The organism is Exiguobacterium sp. ERU653 (assembly GCF_018617775.1).
GTDB lineage: Bacteria > Bacillota > Bacilli > Exiguobacteriales > Exiguobacteriaceae > Exiguobacterium > Exiguobacterium marinum.
In genome coordinates this window covers 1,449,035-1,467,083 of record NZ_JACSKV010000001.1, presented here as the reverse complement: position 1 = coordinate 1,467,083, position 18,049 = coordinate 1,449,035, and the positions used below count along the sequence as shown (strand labels likewise).

At 50.0% G+C, this 18,049-nt stretch carries 17 protein-coding genes; 9 read left to right on the top strand and 8 right to left on the bottom strand.

Annotated features, from left to right (window positions below):
* Positions 1 to 9: 9 nt before the first annotated feature.
* Entirely contained in the window at positions 10 to 942 is a 933-nt protein-coding gene (locus KNO95_RS07515) for an ABC transporter ATP-binding protein (RefSeq protein ID WP_214878599.1), read from the bottom strand.
* A gap of 147 nt (positions 943 to 1,089) precedes the next feature.
* Here KNO95_RS07515 and KNO95_RS07510 point away from each other — a divergent pair, with 147 nt between their 5' ends.
* Positions 1,090 to 1,485 (top strand): hypothetical protein, encoded by a 396-nt coding sequence (locus KNO95_RS07510; RefSeq protein ID WP_026825305.1) that lies wholly within the window; start codon positions 1,090 to 1,092, stop codon positions 1,483 to 1,485.
* 86 nt (positions 1,486 to 1,571) lie between these two features.
* On the opposite strand, the gene KNO95_RS07505 is transcribed toward KNO95_RS07510, so the two are convergent.
* The 7 genes from KNO95_RS07505 to KNO95_RS07475 all read right to left on the bottom strand — a co-directional run bounded on the left by KNO95_RS07505 (position 1,572) and on the right by KNO95_RS07475 (position 8,326).
* A complete protein-coding gene (locus KNO95_RS07505; protein ID WP_214703326.1) occupies positions 1,572 to 2,471 on the bottom strand; it encodes a CAP domain-containing protein in 900 nt (299 codons plus the stop codon).
* Positions 2,472 to 2,578: 107 nt separating this feature from the next.
* Entirely contained in the window at positions 2,579 to 4,336 is a 1,758-nt protein-coding gene (locus KNO95_RS07500) for a C39 family peptidase (protein ID WP_214878596.1), read from the bottom strand.
* 103 nt (positions 4,337 to 4,439) lie between these two features.
* Positions 4,440 to 5,198: an ABC transporter permease gene (locus tag KNO95_RS07495; RefSeq protein WP_214703328.1), complete on the bottom strand. Its 759-nt coding sequence runs from the start codon at positions 5,196 to 5,198 to the stop codon at positions 4,440 to 4,442.
* Positions 5,198 to 6,046: an ABC transporter ATP-binding protein gene (locus KNO95_RS07490; protein WP_214878594.1), complete on the bottom strand. Its 849-nt coding sequence runs from the start codon at positions 6,044 to 6,046 to the stop codon at positions 5,198 to 5,200. The genes KNO95_RS07495 and KNO95_RS07490 overlap by 1 nt, the downstream gene beginning before the upstream one ends.
* Complete coding sequence (locus tag KNO95_RS07485; protein ID WP_026825310.1) at positions 6,043 to 6,249, bottom strand: PLD nuclease N-terminal domain-containing protein; 207 nt, start codon at positions 6,247 to 6,249, stop codon at positions 6,043 to 6,045. The genes KNO95_RS07490 and KNO95_RS07485 overlap by 4 nt, the downstream gene beginning before the upstream one ends.
* Before the next feature lie 112 nt (positions 6,250 to 6,361).
* A complete protein-coding gene (locus KNO95_RS07480) occupies positions 6,362 to 6,775 on the bottom strand; it encodes a universal stress protein (protein ID WP_026825311.1) in 414 nt (137 codons plus the stop codon).
* Positions 6,776 to 6,844: 69 nt separating this feature from the next.
* A complete protein-coding gene (locus tag KNO95_RS07475; protein WP_214703330.1) occupies positions 6,845 to 8,326 on the bottom strand; it encodes a SulP family inorganic anion transporter in 1,482 nt (493 codons plus the stop codon).
* A gap of 203 nt (positions 8,327 to 8,529) precedes the next feature.
* Between KNO95_RS07475 and KNO95_RS07470 the strand changes: the two genes are divergently transcribed.
* The 8 genes from KNO95_RS07470 to KNO95_RS07435 all read left to right on the top strand — a co-directional run bounded on the left by KNO95_RS07470 (position 8,530) and on the right by KNO95_RS07435 (position 17,993).
* Positions 8,530 to 8,847 carry an ArsR/SmtB family transcription factor gene (locus KNO95_RS07470; protein ID WP_026825313.1) on the top strand — a complete coding sequence of 106 codons (318 nt, stop codon included), beginning with the start codon at positions 8,530 to 8,532 and terminating at the stop codon, positions 8,845 to 8,847.
* A gap of 27 nt (positions 8,848 to 8,874) precedes the next feature.
* Positions 8,875 to 10,161 carry an arsenic transporter gene (locus tag KNO95_RS07465; RefSeq protein WP_214703332.1) on the top strand — a complete coding sequence of 429 codons (1,287 nt, stop codon included), beginning with the start codon at positions 8,875 to 8,877 and terminating at the stop codon, positions 10,159 to 10,161.
* A 12-nt stretch (positions 10,162 to 10,173) separates the two neighbouring features.
* Positions 10,174 to 11,832 (top strand): FAD-dependent oxidoreductase, encoded by a 1,659-nt coding sequence (locus KNO95_RS07460; RefSeq protein ID WP_214878592.1) that lies wholly within the window; start codon positions 10,174 to 10,176, stop codon positions 11,830 to 11,832.
* A 197-nt stretch (positions 11,833 to 12,029) separates the two neighbouring features.
* Positions 12,030 to 14,951 carry a type I pullulanase gene (gene pulA, locus KNO95_RS07455; protein WP_214878589.1) on the top strand — a complete coding sequence of 974 codons (2,922 nt, stop codon included), beginning with the start codon at positions 12,030 to 12,032 and terminating at the stop codon, positions 14,949 to 14,951.
* A 206-nt stretch (positions 14,952 to 15,157) separates the two neighbouring features.
* Positions 15,158 to 16,234: a nitric oxide synthase oxygenase gene (locus tag KNO95_RS07450; RefSeq protein ID WP_214703514.1), complete on the top strand. Its 1,077-nt coding sequence runs from the start codon at positions 15,158 to 15,160 to the stop codon at positions 16,232 to 16,234.
* Positions 16,235 to 16,250: 16 nt separating this feature from the next.
* Positions 16,251 to 16,670, top strand: coding sequence for an RDD family protein (locus KNO95_RS07445; protein ID WP_214703335.1), 420 nt, complete (start codon positions 16,251 to 16,253; stop codon positions 16,668 to 16,670).
* 125 nt (positions 16,671 to 16,795) lie between these two features.
* Positions 16,796 to 17,647, top strand: coding sequence for a DegV family protein (locus KNO95_RS07440; protein ID WP_214878587.1), 852 nt, complete (start codon positions 16,796 to 16,798; stop codon positions 17,645 to 17,647).
* A 19-nt stretch (positions 17,648 to 17,666) separates the two neighbouring features.
* Positions 17,667 to 17,993, top strand: a complete 327-nt coding sequence (locus KNO95_RS07435; protein WP_026825319.1) for a thioredoxin family protein — start codon at positions 17,667 to 17,669, stop codon at positions 17,991 to 17,993.
* The last annotated feature ends 56 nt before the right edge of the window (positions 17,994 to 18,049 follow it).

Here is an 18,049-nt window from a genome sequence, read left to right as displayed (position 1 = left end):
GAAGCCCTCCTATTCTCGAAGCGTCTTCCCGGTCAATGCCAAAAAGACGGTATTGAGGGAAGGACGGTCGACCGTGATGGATGTGAAGTGTACATGTTCATGATGTAGCGTCTCAAGGAGCGGTGCGAGCGGGGTATCTTTATCTAATGAAACTTCGATGTACGGTTCTGCGTACTCCACTTTTTGAACATGTTCGAGTGCGTCAAGTCGTTCGAGCAAGTGTGGAGTAAGCGCATCGACTTTGATTCGGGCCGTCTCGAGTGTCATCACACGGTCTTTCAACTCGTCTTGCGTCCCTTCGGCAATGATTTTCCCCTCATCGACTATGGCGATTCGGTCGCAAAGGAGCTCGACCTCTTCCATATAGTGGGAGGTGTAGATGATGGTGGCCCCGCGACGATTCAGTTCACGGATATTCTCTAAAATCGTGTTACGCGACTGCGGGTCGATGGCGACGGTCGGTTCATCCATGAAGATGAGCTCAGGTTCATGAACGATTCCACAGGCGATATTGAGGCGGCGGAGTAGACCACCGGATAATTCAGGTGGACGTTTCTTTTGGTGAGCATCGAGTTCGACGAAGGCAATGGCGGACTCGGTCTTTTGTTTCGCTTCTTTTGGACTGAATCCATACAGTTCGGCGAAGAATTGGATGTTTTCATAGACAGTTAGCTGATCATAGACAGAGACGTGTTGTGGCACAATGCCGACACGGCGTTTAATGGCCAGTTCGTCTTTTGGCATCGATTGTCCGAATATATGAATCGACCCGGAATCTGCCTCGTACAGATTTAACATGACAGAGATGGCGGTCGTCTTACCGGCACCGTTCGGACCGAGCAGGCCGAATAGTTCACCTTCTTCGACTTGGAGACTGAGGTCATTTAATGCTGTCGTGTCCCCGAATCGTTTCGTGACATGGTCGAGCGAGATGATTGGCATGTGTGTACTCCTTTCTTATATAAAATAATTCTCAATATGCTACCCAATGGTTTTCGCTGATTGTCATGAATTTACCTGTCCGGATTCATCGAAATATGTAATAATCTAAGTATTCAGATAATTATTGTGTTGAAATGAGGGATTGGGATGAAAGGATGGCAATTCAATAAACAAGAGGGGGCATTGTTCCCAGACGAAGTTGTGCTTTCCGCGTTTTGTACAGTCGAACCGAAACGGATGGATTCGACGTTACCGTTTTACTATGACGAGTCGATTTTTCGATTCACGAATAAAGAAGAGACGTTCTACTTTAAAATATCCCCGAGCTATCACGAGTTTGAAATCAGTGTCAAGAATCAGGATGGGGAATTGGTCTATTATCAACTGCTTCGAACGGTCAGCAAAGTCGAGATTTTAGAAGACCGGCGGGACCATGCGGAGTTGTTGATCGTACTCGCGGAAGACCGGAAGCGGACCGTGACGTCAATCGAGTTAACCGTCCGACCGCGTTTTCGTGTGCTTGTGAAGGAGCATGAGGTGTGAGAATCGTATCGTTCGGAGCGGATGAGAATCCGCTCTTTTTGTTTGGCTAAAAAAAGACAGCCACGAGGTGACTGTCCCTTCATCGGTTATTTCGTCAAAAAGATTTGGACATGGATGGTAGACCCTTGGGCATCGGTCGCTTTGCCGATTCCTAGATGGGTGTAATTCGCCTTCAAGATGTTCGCGCGATGTCCGCTACTGTTCATCCAAGCATCGACCGCACGGGCCGGATCGCTTGACCCTTTATAGATGTTCTCGCCCCAGCCACGGTACGAGACGCCGTAAGCGTCTAACGTATCGCCTGGTGTGCCGTTCTCGTTGAGCGTGTGCGAGAATTGATCGGTACGTGCCATCTCCTCCGCCCGGACTTGGGCGACACGATTCGCCTCGCTCGAAGCAGCGAGAAGAGAGAGGCCGGCAACATCCCGCTCTTTATTCGTCTCGGTCAATACGTTGACGGGCGATGTGAAACGGACGTGTTTGGCGAGGATATACCCCGTGTACGTTCCGTAACGTACCTTATACCATCGTGTCGTACCGGTATAACGGTAAGAGACGGTCTCGAGTTCGGTGCCTTGACGAACGAATTTGACGTTCGAGGATGTCGTCAACGGACGTGACTTTAAGTAGACGCTCGACGGTTTGACATACGTCGGTTTCGTGAACTTCACCTCGGCAGTGGACAACCGGACATACTTTGCCGGCAAATAGGCGTAGCCGCTGCCCCATTGAATCTTATACCAACGTACGCCGTCCAATTGAAACGAAGTACGGACACGCATCGATCCGTCCCGTGGGATGAGTGCAAGACGCTTCGCGCTCAATGAAGGGGATTGTCGGACATTGAGTTGACTGATTTTTGTCACGTAACCCGTCGTGTTGATCGACGTCTCGTAATAAGCGTGCACCCGATTCGTACCGAGCGGTGATTCGATGATACCGAGGGTCAGAATCATCGTGAGTAGTAGAGGTATGTATTTTTTCAACTGATCGACTCCTTTTGTGGGACTCCTTATATTCTATATTGTACGGCTGATTTTTAGTTTTACCATTTCATTACAAAAAGACTCTTCGTGAGCCCATCCTTTCGTGACTACCTGACCGCTAGCGCCTTCCATCCCGTCGCGCCCATGACGGCGCTCACTTTTGATTTCGGGATGACCAAGCGACCGCGATACGGGTCGTTAATGTATAAGTTTGACTTGTCATAGCCGGTCGCCAACATGACGTGATAGTTGACGTAGCCGGTGAACTTCTTGTTCGAGGCGGTGTACCAGTTGAAGTAGCCGTACGGCTTGTTGAAGTCAACGCTCGCCCAGACGATGACCGGGTTGCCCATCGACAATTCCCGTTCAATCGAACCGAGTCCTTGGTTGGACAAGTCTTTCACAGGACGATATTTGCTGGCAAATCCGATCATACCTTTTGGATAAATCCCATAGTTTTTATATTTGCCGAGCGTCCGTTTCGGGTCACCGGTGAACATGACGTTCGGGTCGACCCAACGGTATAGTCTGTTCTCGTAGCGAGCGTTCCACATACTCTTTGGCATCTCGTTGTATAAGGTGGATGCGCCGACGGCACGGCCTTTCTCTTCAAGTGCCATCTTGAGGGAGAAGAACTCACAGCCAGACGGGTACCCCATCGGGAACTGACGATAGAGTGGGACGCTCATTTTATAGATGGACAGCGCTTGAGAATAGACGCCCCGCGCATCGAACGAGGCGTTACCGACGCGGCGGTTTTGATACATTTTTCCGAACGTGTCGAAGTAATGCCACTTCCCGTTAATGGCTTGCCAGTCCGTCTTTTTCGTTAAGGCAGGTGCGAAATATTCGTACTGGGTCGTCAATTTCCAGCCTTTTTCGGGGACGCCGGTCGAGTGGAAATGATACGTTTTTCCATCCAATCGGAATTTCCCTTGCAGCCGATAACCGTATGTCGGATGGAACCCGACCTTCTTCCCATCAACCGTCTGGAATCCATATTCGCGTCGACCGTAGTAGTCGAACGAATAATAACGTGAGTTTAATTTATGGATTCCTTCAAGACGATAGCCGTAGGTCGGGTGAAAGCCGTACATGACACCGTCAATGCGTTGGAGACCGTACTTACGGTCACCGTATTTTCCGAACAGATAGTGCCGGTTGTTGATACGATGAAGTCCCTCGAGACGATATCCATAATACGGATGGAAGCCATACATTTTCTCGCCGATGCGGGCGAGTCCTTGACGACGTTTGCCGTCATCCCCGAAGTAGTAGCGACGCGTGCCGATCGTTTTCCAACCAGTCGCCATTTCGCCATGCTCCATCAAATAGTACTTTTTTCCGTCTATTGTGTACATGCCCGTATGGATTGTGCCGTCCGGGAAGAAGTAATGTTTGGCGTCACCAAGCTGTTGCCATCCCGAGAGACGGACCCCTTCCTCGGTGAAGTAGTACCGCTTGCCTGAGATTGTCTGGAAACCGGTAACCGGTTGACCGGTTTTATCGTAATAATAGACGAGACCATCCCGTTCCTGCCATCCGATGAGCAGCTTCCCGTTCTCGTCAAATGTATATGTCGTGCCGTCGACAGTGTAAGGGCCGGTGATGAGTCGGCCGTCTGCCTCAAAATAATATGTAGCGTCTTCGATTTCTTGCCAACCTGTAAGGAGCGTTCCGTCATCGTTCAGATAGTACGTATGACCCTCAATTTCTTGCCAACCCGTCAACACCGTCCCGTCACTCGAGGTGTAGACGATGCCGTCGTCCGTCTGTTGAAATGACCCTTCAGCATGAGTCGATAGAGGAGAGGTAAAGAGGGTTCCAGCAATTAAACTGAACATTGTAGTCGTCTTCCAGTTCATATTGTTATGCCTCCCGATTTTCAAAAAATCCTATATAAAATAATATAACCATTTTTATCCAAGGGAAGATAGTGGCAAATGAATCATTTACAAGGTCAGACGTTTACGCCGAATGACTCATGAAGCGAAGACGTTTCGACGCCACATAAAGCGAGAGGACGACAACGAGGATTCCTGTCAGGAGCGGCCAAACGAGATCCACCTCTGTCAGTAACACCTCGCTCGATAGCGGTCCGAGCATCCATGGCATCCAATCAAGGTCGACCCAACCAATTAAGAGGGACATGACGAAGTGGAGTCCGAGCGTCAAGACGACCGCAACCACGCCGCTCTCTAAAAGTGCCGCGATGAAAAAGAAGATAGATAGTTGTACGATGAAATGACAGACGAGAAGTGCCGTCGACACGAGAAAATCGACCGAGTCAAATGCATCAAATAGAATCACTGTATAGTATGCTGCTGCCGTTTGTGCGAGCAAAATACCGCCGACCGTCAATAAGGCATAATGGGCCCATTTGCTGATGACAATACGTGATGTCGGGATTTGTAATGACTTGAGCCATGCGAGTGTCCCATTCGTCCGTTCATGGCTGAACGTATGCATCGCCGACAATAAGACGATGAGGAGTCCGATTTGACGAAGCTGTTCACTCACTGAGATTAAGACTTCCTCCGGAGTTGGGATCGGGATCTCGATGATGGTTCCATCAGGGAAATTCCCACCGGAAGCGAGGATATCCGGTAAGAAGTAGAGTGTGATCGGCTGCATCGAGGCGAGGAGCATAAGGGCGACGGGAATCCAAATGAGTCGTTTGTTCGACCATGCTTCGCGCCATTCTTGTTTGAAGATTGCTGTACGCATCAGGCGTTCACCTCCAAAAATAAGGACTCAAGAGACGGATGCCCGACGTGTAGCGATTGGATGACGACGTTCAGTTCCAAGACGCGTCGCAAAATCGCTCGCTCGGCGAGCTTTCGGTCCGATGATTCGAATACCCACGTTGAACCGTGTTGGATTGTCTGAGTCACACCTTCTAGTTGGTTCCAGTCCGCTCCACTCGTTTCGTCGTCGAAGAGTCGTAACTCGATGGTCGATTTCGAACCGAGCAGGTCGGTCACGGTGCCTTCCATGAGCAATTTGCCTTGTCGAAGCAGCAGCACCCAGTCGCTCGCTTCTTCGGCATCCGGGAGAACGTGCGTAGAGTAGAGAATCATTCGCTCCCGTTTCAAATCGCTCAATAAATCGAGCACTTCCCGACGACCGCGAGGGTCGAGTGCGGAGACGGGTTCATCGAGCAGCAATAATTCCGGGTCATGCACGAGCGCCTGTGCGATGCCGAGTCGTTGGCGCATCCCTCCGGATAGGTTTGCAGCCGGTCGGTCGACCGGTTCGAGACCGACACGTTTTAACAGTTTGACGGGGTCGACGTGCTTTGTACCTGTCAACTCGGCGGCATATCGAATCGTCTCGACGGGAGTCAAAGACGGGTAGAGGGCCGGACGTTGCGGCGAATAACCGATGCGTGTTTGTACGTGACCGCTCACGTCACCACTTGTAGGGTTCGTGACACGGGCGAGCAGGTTTAAAAGCGTCGTCTTACCCGCTCCGTTCTCACCGAGTAAGGACGTGCATCCAGGGCGCAACTCAAAACTGACATCATCGAGTGCTTTGAACGATCCGAAGTGTTTCGAAATGTGTGTGACCTTCATCGTTTTGCCCGTCCCCATAAGAAGTAAACAATCGGTCCAAGAATGTTAATGAAGACGATGACGAGAAGCCATACCCATTTCGGGCCGTTCGTCACGTCGCGTTTGAATAGGTCGATCAAAGCGACAACGAGCAGGATGAGTTGCAAAATCAAGACAGGGAGTAGGATGAGTAAAAGTGTATTCGGGTCGTTTGTGATATCCATAGCGAGAACCTCCTTTTGAAGTAAACGATCTTTAACTCATTCTACACGAACGAAAGGTCCCCTGTATGTGACACAAAAAATCCCCATCTCGCATGGAGATGGGGAAAACGGATCATTTGACGATGATGACAGGAGCGAGCGCGCGTTTGGCGAGTTTATGACTCACGCTACCGAGCACGAACTCTTGGAACGTATTTAAGCCGCGCGAGCCGACAACGACATATTCATAAGGCTCGTGATTCGCATATTTGACGAGTTCAACGTCCGGTTCGCCTCGGAGCTCAATATATTCGTAATGGATTCCTTCCGCTTCCGCCAAGTCAAACAATGGCTTGAGCATCTGTTTACGCTTCGTCTCCAAATCGATTTTACCTGTCGAATTGAGAGCCGCTTCCTTCGATTCTTTCGCACTGATGACGTGAACGATATCGATTGACGCATTCGACGCCTTTGCAAGTTGAATCGCTTTTTCAAGCGCACGTTTCGAGTGGGCAGAACCATCTGCCGCTAAAAATACCTTTCCCATGAAAACTCCTCCTCTTTCGCACGTTCTACTTTTAGTATAGGTGATTTGCCGAACAGGGGAAATGACGAATCAGTGACCGGCGTTCGTATCTTGTTGCTTCAAGTGAAGCGCGAGAGTGTTGAGCAGTTTTTCCGAGTCTTTGTTCAAGTTAAGAAGTTCCGGTTCGATTCCGACTTCTCGGTATTTAAAGACGACCTTATCGATGGCACCGATGGCCGAATCATCCCAAAGATGCGTGTTCGCAAAGTCGATTGTGACTGTGTTGATTCCTACGTCGATATCTTCTGTAATATCGAACTGGTTGACAAATTCAGACGTCGAAGCGAAGAACAGCTGTCCGTTGACTGTATAATCTACGCGGTTTGAAGTAACTTGGCGACCGAGGTCGATCTTTGAAATTTTGGCGGCGAATAAAATCGCAGCCGTCAAGATTCCACCGAGTACCCCGAGGGACAGATCATGTGTGAAGACGGTAACGAGGACCGTGACGAGCATGACGACCGTATCCGACTTTTGAGCGGTGCGCATCGCTTTGAGCGAGCCCCAGTCAAATGTTGCATACGATACGAAGAACATGACTCCGACGAGCGCACCGACCGGGATGAGCATGAGTACATCACTCATCGTCATGATCATGATGAAGAGTGCAAGTCCGGCTGTGAACGTCGACAGACGACCACGCGCACCTGACGAAACGTTGATGACAGATTGACCGATCATCGCACATCCTGGCATCCCACCGAAGAATCCGGCGATGATGTTCGAAATTCCTTGTCCGCGTGATTCGCGGTTTTTGTTGGAATCTGTACCCGTCATGTCATCGACGATTTGCGCCGTCAAGAGCGATTCAATCAATCCGACAAAGGCGAGCGAAATCGAGTACGGCAAGATTATCATAAGTGTCTCGAGCGTGAACGGCACATCCGGGAACAAGAAGTCTGGAAGCGTAGCTGAAATCGTCCCCATATCTCCAATATTTTTCGTATCAAGTCCGAATGTAATCGCGAGAATGGTCATGACGACAATCGCGATGAGCGGAGCCGGGATCGCTTTCGTGACACGTGGGAACAAGAAGATGATGGCGAGTGATGCGGCGACAATCGCCCAGATGATCCAGCTTTCGCCTTCAAAGTTTGACAATTGTGCCTGGAAAATCAAAATGGCGAGCGCATTGACGAAACCGACCATGACGGCGCGCGGAATGAATTTCATCAACCGGGCGATGCCGAAGTAGCCGAGAACGATTTGAATGATCCCGGTCAAAATACCAGCGGCGAGCAAGTACTGGAGACCATGGTCGGCGACGAGTGAAACGATGACGAGCGCCATCGCACCAGTTGCAGCCGAAATCATCGCAGGACGGCCTCCGGCGATTGAGATGACCATAGCGATAATGAATGAGGCATACAGTCCGACCATCGGGTTGACTCCCGCGATGAGGGAGAAGGCGATGGCTTCCGGGATGAGCGCTAGGGCGACGACAATCCCGGCTAAAATGTCGGCTCGGACATTTCCGAGCCATTCGTGTTTCAACGTATTCAATCTTTCCAAAAGAACACACCTTTCTCTTTATAATATGATGATTTGATTTTCGAGTCTCACGAAAATCAAAATAATGGATTCTGACATTTTCAACGTGTTTCATCATACCGAATTCAACCCGAAATGACAATTGCTTCGTGTTAAAAACTATGTTATTTTCATAACGTACAGGTTATATAACGGAAGAGTTATATGAGAGGTGGGGAACAAATATGTACGCTGTAGATGAACTGAGTAAAGTACTCAAGGTGCTCGGTGACCCGACCCGGTTGACGATGTTGAAACAGATGGAAGCAGGCGAACAGTGTGCCTGTAGCTTCGTCGATCGTTTCGACATCTCGCAACCGGCGATCAGCCGTCACTTGAAAATGTTGCGTCAGGCGGGACTTTTATTAGAGCGCCGGGACAAACAGTGGATTCACTATCGATTGAACGAGACGAGCCCGTTTTATCCGCTCGTCGTCGACCTATTGAAACAAGTGGAACTGACTGAAGTGGCGTGTACGTGTGATGTCTCATGTGACACTTGATGAATTGAAAAGTTGGAGGGAAACGTTTTGGAATGGATTGCTAGTCTTATATTTGTGGTGACGCTTTTCCTCATCATTAAGCAACCGAAAGGCCTCGGCATCGGTTACTCGGCGATGGGGATGGCCGTCATTGCCCTCATTTTGGGCGTCGTCAATTTTGATGATGTCGGAACAGTATGGGGTATCATTTGGAACGCGACGTTCACATTCATCGCGATTATCATCATTTCGCTCATTTTAGACGAGATTGGATTTTTCGAATGGGCCGCATTACATATGGCCCGAATCGCAAAAGGTGGTGGAGTGAAGTTATTCGTCTACATCACGCTACTCGGTGCGCTCGTTGCGGCACTATTTGCAAACGACGGGGCGGCGCTCATCTTGACGCCGATCGTCTTAGCGATGGTCCGGGCTCTCAAACTGCCGGATGCGGTCGTCTTGGCGTACGTCATGGCCTCTGGATTTATCGCCGATACAGCGAGTTTGCCGTTCATCGTGTCGAACCTGGTCAATATCGTCTCGGCCGACTTCTTCGGAATCGGGTTCGCCGAGTATGCGGCACGGATGGTGTTCGTCAACGTCTTTGCGGTTGCGGGCAGTCTACTCGTATTGTATTTGTACTTCAGAAAAGACATCCCGAAACAGTATGATGCATCTCAATTGGCTAAACCTGCGTCAGTCATCAAAGACCATACGATGTTCCGCTTATCGTGGGTCGTGCTCGCGTTACTCGTCATCGGTTACTTTACGAGTGACTTGATTGGCATCCCGGTCTCACTCGTCGCCGCTGTCATCGCCCTATTTTTCTTGGTGATGGCGAACCGTTCAGCTGCGGTAGAGACGACACAAGTCGTCAAAGGAGCACCGTGGGCCATCGTCTTCTTCTCGCTCGGCATGTACGTCGTTGTTTATGGATTACAGAACGCCGGACTCACACAAGTGCTTGCGAACTTTATCGACTGGTTTGCGGTGAATGCTTTCAGTGCGACGTTCGGAATGGGATTTTTGGCTGCCGTCTTGTCCTCAGTCATGAATAACATGCCGACCGTCATGATTGATGCGCTCGCCATCGACTTGACGAATACGACCGGCCAGATTCGGGAAGCGCTCATTTATGCGAATGTCATCGGCTCAGACTTAGGTCCAAAGATTACGCCGATCGGGTCGCTCGCGACATTATTATGGCTCCACGTACTTCGGACAAAAGGGTTGAGAATTGGATGGGGTGAATATTTTAAAGTCGGGATCATCCTGACGATTCCTACACTCGCCATTACACTATTTGGTCTGTATATCAGCTTATTACTTTATTAAGGAGTTGTTTTTATGAAATTAGTGATTATCGGTTCGGTCGCAGCGGGGACATCCGTTGCAGCAAAGGCACGTCGTAACAACGAAGATGCACAGATTACGATTTACGACCGGGATTACGATATCTCGTATTCGGGATGTGGGATTCCTTACTATGTCGGTGGAGAAGTCGAATCACGTGATGACTTGACGCCGCGTGACGCCGCCTTCTTTAAGAAGCGGTATAACATCGACGTCATGACACGACATAACGTGACAGCGGTCGACAAGGATGCGAAAACGGTGACGGTTGAAAACTTAGATACCGGTGAGACGTTCACGGACTCGTATGACGTCCTCGTCCTCGCGACAGGGGCGACAAGCATCGTCCCACCGATTCCTGGAGTGAAATCGGACAACGTCTTCCCGATTCGAAACATCCAACACGCGGAAGCTACACGTTCGTTCGTGGATTCGACAGACCCAAAACATGCGACGATTATCGGGGCCGGCTTCATCGGTCTTGAGATGGCCGAACAGTTGAAACTTCGCGGTGTGGAGGTCACTATCATCGAGCGCGTGACGCAAGTCATGCCCCCACTCGACAAGGACATGGCATGCCGCGTCGAGGAGCATCTCGAACAGAACGGGATTGAGCTCATGCTCGGTGAGACGGTGACGGAACTCATTGGTGACGGTCATGTGGAGCGTGTCGTCACCGAGAGTGGGAAGACGATTGAGACAGATTTCGTCATCCTATCGGTCGGGGTCCGTCCGAACGTCGAACTCGCTATGCAAATGGGTGTCAAATTGGGTGAAACGGGTGCGATTGCTGTCAATGAGTGGATGGAGACGAACGTCTCAGACGTGTATGCCGCCGGTGACGTCGCGGAGAGCTTCTCCATCGTGACAGGTAAACCAATCTGGCGCCCGCTCGGTTCGACAGCGAATAAGATGGGGCGGACCGCAGGAGACGTCATCACGGGAGGACATCTCGAACATCGCGGCATCCTCGGTACGGGCATCTTCAAAGTGTTCGGACTTGCCGTGGCGCAGACGGGTCTCGCCGAAAAAGAAGCGCGTGAACTCGGGTACGATATTGAGGTGCTTCATAATACGAAACCGGATAAACCAGCCTACATGGGTGGAAAAGATATGACGATTAAAGCAGTCGCGGACCGTGCGACACGTCAACTGCTCGGCGTCCAAATTGTCGGATTCGAAGGGGTCGACAAGCGAATCGACGTCTTCGTCACGGCGATCACGCTCAAGGCAAAAGTAGATGATTTGTTCCACCTCGACCTTGCCTACGCACCACCGTTCTCGACGACGAAAGATCCGGTCATGTATACGGGGATGGTCCTTTCGAACAGCATCGACAAGGCGGCACGACTCATCACACCGGCCGAGCTTCAGACACGGATCGACGCAGGCGAAGACATGCAAATCATCGATACGCGTAAAGCAGCACAGTTCGAGAAGGCATGTGTCGATTGTGCGGTCAACGTCCCGCTCGGTAATCTCCGGGAAGCGGCGAATGACATGGACAAAAACAAACCGACCGTCGTCTACTGTAACGGTGGAGTGACGGGGAACGCGGCACAGAACGTGCTCCGTAACCTCGGATTCACCGACGTGTACAACTTGTCGGGCGGTAACAAAAACTATCAGTTATTCAAAAAGTACGGGAACTAAACAAGAAGACGTCCGAGTCATCATGCGGACGTCTTTTTTGTGAACAGAACTCTCTTTAGTCCATATTCCTCAGGTGACATTCCCGTCAACTGATGCCAATTGACTCTTTTCTAAAATAACATTGCTTCGTTAAAGGAAACCGTTTACAATTTTTGTGTAAGCGTTTTCTTAAAATAGTGCTACAAGGAGGGACCCTCATGGTCAAAAAACAATGGAAACCCGTATGGGCAGTTGTGCTAACGTTTGCACTAATTCTGTCAATGTTTCCGATGCCGGCGTCCGCTTTAGATAAAGGGGAGTCGACTTTAGTCGTCGTCCATTATCAAGAGGCGCCGGATAATGAAAAGGATTGGAACTTATGGCTTTGGGCAAATGGCCCAGATTACTTCCCGAATAAAGGCTTCACGTTTAATGGGGGAGATTCATTTGGAAAGGTGGCGGCTTATGAATTCCCGGTCGACTCACCTGAAAAAATCGGTCTCATCGTCCGAACGGACAATTGGGACAAAGATAAAGGGTCGGAGAATGACCGCTTCATCACGAACGATATGATCCAAGACGGTGTCGCGGAAGTTTGGATCAAGTCAGGCGACCCGACGATTTATACGTCAAACCCGGACGGGGAGACGGTCTCAACGGAAATCGACATGAAAGTTCACTATTTCCGTTACGATAATACATACACGGACTGGGGTCTGTGGGCTTGGCCGGACGGCGGGGACGGACAGAACATCACGTTCGATGAGACCGATGCATTCGGCGCCATCGCGAACGTGAAACTCGCCAACCCGGAATCGAAAAAATTGATGGGTTTAATCACGAAAAAAGGAGAATGGACGGAAAAGGACGGCGAAGACCGTTTTGTTCTCGGTACAGCGAAAGAGATTTGGCTCGTTGAAGGAGATTCGACCATCTATTATTCAGAGCCACAAATCGACCGTTCCCCTAAACTCGTCGCGTTCTCGGCGGATACGTTCCGACAAGCGACACTCACGACGAACCGTGCCATTACGGACGCGTTCATCGATGAATTGAGCGTAGACGGTGCAACGGTTGAGTCGATTGAAAAGACCGGAGACAAGTCGGTCACGATTCAATTTACAGAAGACATCGATTTAGCGAAGATTATTCAAGCGTCGCATCCGGAATACGGCGAACAGACACTCCAAGCCGGCAAGGTGCTTCGCTCGAAAGAATTCGACGCGAAATATGCGTACGATGGTAAACTCGGCATCACGTACCAAAAATCGAAAACGAAGTTTGTTCTTTGGGCACCGACGGCTCAACAAGTCGAGCTCGAGCTTTGGAATATGCCGACAGACCGACCAACGAACGATAAAGATATGAAAAAAGCCATCAAGATGAAACGCGGTGAGCGTGGCACGTGGGTGACGGAAGTACGCGGTGACCTTGACGGCATCGGCTATACGTACCAAGTGACACATGCGACAGGTAAGGTTCGTGCGGTCGATCCGTATGCGACGGCTGTCGGTGTGAACGGTGATCAAGGCGTCGTCGTCGATTTGAAAGAAACGGACCCGAAACGATGGAACTCGATGAAGCCGAAGTTGAAGCAGTCAACGGATGCGATTATCTATGAGACACACGTCCGTGACCTTTCAATCTTTGATGTGAAGACGGATAAGTATGACTCAGGCATCAAAAACAAAGGGAAATACCTCGGTGTCATCGAACCAGGAACACGTCTCCTCATCGACGGTAAAAAGACGGCGACGAAAACAGGACTCGACCACGTCAAAGACCTTGGCGTGACTCATGTCCAGTTCATTCCTGTCTATGACTTCAACACGGCATCGGTCGATGAGACGAATCCGATGGCGACATATAACTGGGGATACGACCCGAAAAACTATAATGCGCCAGAAGGGTCGTATTCAACGGACCCTTACGATGCAAAAGTACGCATCACGGAAATGAAACAGATGATTCAAGGTTTACATGACAACAACCTACGTGGTGTCATGGACGTGGTATATAACCATATGTTTGATGCCCAAGCGTCGAACTTGCACAAAATCGTACCGGGTTACTACTATCGTTATACAGAAGGTGGGGACTTCGCCAACGGGACGGGTGTCGGGAACGATACCGCGTCCGAACGAGCGATGATGCAAAAACTCATCGTCGACTCGGTCGTCTATTGGGCGAAAGAATACCATTGGGACGGATTCCGTTTCGACTTGATGGGCATACATGACGTCGAGACGATGAACAAAGTTCGTTCGGAGTTGAATCGAGTCGACAAGTCAATCCTCGTCTTCGGAGAAGGATGGGACCTCGGCACACCACTCGATGCCGAATTAAAAGCAAATCAAAAGAACGCCTACGACATGCCGGGAGTCGCACACTTCAACGACAATATCCGTGACGGCTTGAAGGGGAGCGTCTTCTACGATGAGGACAAAGGTTTCGTCAACGGAAAAGAAGGCATGGAAAATCGCGTGAAGACGGGAATCGTCGGAGAAATCGCTTATAGCGACACGATTAAAGGATTCACAAAAGAACCGACGCAAGCCATCACATACGTCGAAGCCCACGATAATCACACCCTTTGGGATAAGTTGGAGTTGACGAACCCGATCGCATCTGAATTCAATAAAACGAAGATGCATCGGCTCGCATCAAGTATCCTACTAACGAGTCAAGGGACGACATTCCTTCACGCTGGGCAAGAATTCATGCGCACGAAGGAAGGGGATCACAACTCGTACAAATCACCGGACTCGATCAACCAACTCGATTGGAAACGGGCAGCAGACCGCAAGGCGGACGTCCAGTACATGAAAGGGTTGATTGAGATGCGTAAGGCAAACCCTGGTCTCCGGATGACGAAAGCGAGCGACGTGAAACAATTCTTGAGGTTCCATAAAGCGGAAGCGAACGTCATCACGTACACGATTGATGAAGATGCACCTGGTCAAAAGAATGACTTGTTCATCACGCATAACGCCAACCCGACAAATGTCCGAATCACGCTTCCGAAAGGGAAGTGGAACGTGATTGTCGATGGTAACCGTGCCGGAACGAAAACAATCAAGCACGTATCAGGTAAGATTCGTGTTCCAGCCTATAAAACGTTTGTTTTAGAACGCAAGTAAACGTTGACCCCACTTTTAACGAGTGGGGTTTTTTGGATATGCAAGTTCACTAGGGGACCGACACAAGATGAAGGATGTTTTACATTGCGCTCAAAAAAAGACGGTCATACAGATCGAGACTGTCACGCGAAAGAATAGATAGTTGAAACAAGGGTCTTCTTTTCTCTAAGATGGAGAAAAAGAGAATGAGTGAGGAGACTTATGAGATGAACCTATACGACCAAGCGAGCGACTGGATGCGACAATGGCATGACGACCCTTCTGAACGCCTAAGACAAATAAAAGATGAAATTGAGCGAACAGGTACTTACACGTTGACGACAGAAGAGTTGTCGGAAGGGGCCAAGATGGCGTGGCGAAACTCGAATCGTTGCATCGGACGTTTGTTTTGGCAGACGCTTCATGTGATTGACGCCCGTGATGCCGATACGTTTGACGATGTCTACGCTCGACTGGTCGATCACCTTCATTTCGCCACGAACGAGGGGAAAATCCGTTCGACGATGACGGTCCTTCCGAACGAGTTCCAATTGTTAAATGCACAACTGATTCGATACGCGGGATATGAGACGCCAGACGGGATTATCGGAGACCCGATGTCTGTCACGATGACGAAACGGGCCGAACAACTTGGATGGGTCGGTTCCGGGACTCCGTTTGATGTTCTTCCGCTCATGATCACAGATGGTCAGGATGTTCGTCTCTACGAATTGCCAAGTGAGGCAGTGCTCGAGGTGGACATCGAACATGAAGACGTTGACTTGTTTGACGGGCGAGCGATCAAATGGCATGCTCTTCCGGCAATCACCGATATGGAGCTTGAGATCGGTGGGCTTCGGTTTACGTCGATCCCATTCAACGGTTGGTATATGGAGACGGAAATCGGGGCGCGCAATTTAGCAGACACGGACCGCTATGACTTGTTGCCACTTGTCGGACGGTCGCTCGGGCTTGAGACGACAAAAGAACGCTCACTTTGGCGTGACCGGGCTCTCGTTGAATTGAATATCGCCGTCCTGCAATCGTTTGAACGAGCGGGTGTTACGATCGTCGATCATCATACCGCCGCTAAACAGTTCAAACGGTTCGAAAAAAATGAGCTAGAAGCGGGGCGTGACGTCACCGGACAATGGAGTTGGCTCATCCCGCCTTTATCCCCAGCGACGACGCACGTCTTCCACGAGCATTATGATGACGTTATCAAAACACCGAACTTGTTTGCGAGAAGCGGATGTCCCTTCTCAGGGTTTCGTCAGCCGATAAAAGAGGAATTGAAAGGCTAGAACCGCGAGAGAAAGGATGATTACTGTGGCAGTCCCGCTTTGGAAACGAGCCGTTGCCGGTCAAATCGACCAAGTCGTCTTTCAGACACCGGCCAAGCTGATTGAAAAGGCCATCCGTAAAAAAGTATGGCCGGACAAAGAAATAAAACGGTACTACTTCCCGACCGTTGTGACGATGGCCGGAGAAGTCTACTGTATGCTGTATCGAAACGGTCAGACACTAGGTGACCGTATCGTTGGAATCAAGGTCGTGAGTGCAGATGGACGACCGCTTTCCTTTGAACAAGTCATCAAACGGACGCTGTATAAAGATGTCGTCTATCCGGCGACGCTCGGGATTCCCTTAATTCGGGCACTCCAACAGATGAAGTCAAACAAGGACCTCGAGTTGCCGCATGACGAATTCGCCCATACGAAATTGATTTCGACGAAGTGAAGAGAGGCAGGGCGACCGCGTGTCGCTCTGTTTTTTCGTCTCATTCAGTCGGCTAGGAATAGGGGCAAAAAATAAGGTATAATGAGATTGGACAAAAATGAACGACCATTGGAGGATCTTTAGTTATGACAAAAATCGCATGGATTACCGACAGCATGGCCAACTTCTCCCAAGAAGAAGCAGCACGACTCGGTGTAGATATCGTTCCGATTCAGTTGATTGTGGACGGTAACGGCTATAGTGAAACAAATCTCTCGCTTGAAGACTTACATCGGTATATGATTGACCAAAAGAAAGAAGCGAAGACGTCACAACCGATTTTCGGAGATTTCATCGGGCGCTATGAGCGCTTAAAAGAGGAAGGGTACGATTGTGCCATCGCCGTCCATTGTTCGAACGGATTGAGCAGCACAGCGAAAAACTCAAAAGCAGCGGCAGAAGCGGCTGACTTCAAAGTATATACGATCGACTCGCATGCTGCGCTCGAAGCGCAACAAGAACTCGTCCGAATCGGTAAGGCCGCCGAACAAGAAGGCAAGTCGGTCGAAGAGATCGTCGCACTGCTCGAGGCATGGCGCGACAAGAAGAACTTCTTCATGATTATCGGCAACATGGAAACGATGCGCCGGGGCGGTCGAGTTTCTTCCGGAGAGATGTTCCTTGCGAACATCTTGAACATCAAACCGATTATCACGCTCGATGAGACAGGAAAAGTCATTCCGTTTAAAAAGGCACGTTCGTTGAAGAAGGCGTATGCGGAGATGGTCGGCGAACTCGAACGTCGTCATGCGGAGAACGGTGTGAAAGACAATCGTGTATTCGTCCAGACGGCACTCTCACCAAAGATGCAAGACGACTTTGTCGCGCTCATCGAGTCGAAATTATCGGGTCTCGAAGTGGTACGGACACGATTCTGTCCATCCATCGCGGTACATGCCGGCTTTGAAACTGTCGGTGTCTTGTGGCTCGACGCTTAACAAATAGGAGGAATGCAGGATGGAAGCAATGACAACCTTGACTGGATTGAATGAACGGATTGCGGGCGTGGAACAACTGCTCGTCTATGTCTCTCATCCAGGGTGCAGTGTCTGTCATGCGCTGAAACCTCAAATCGAAGAGATGCTCCAACAGTTCCCTGAAATCGAATCAGTCGCGGTGGATTCGGACGAAGTCCCTGAAATAGCAGGAACTTTCTCCATTTTCACCGTACCGGTCGTCCTCTTTTTCATCAATGGGAAAGAGATGCTGCGCCGGGCACGATTTGTCCCAATCGGTGAACTGACGCATCAACTCGAACGTATGCAAGAAATGAGACAAGCATGAACATGAACCTTCATCCATTCATCGGATGAAGGTTTTTTAGTGAGGTGAAAATATTG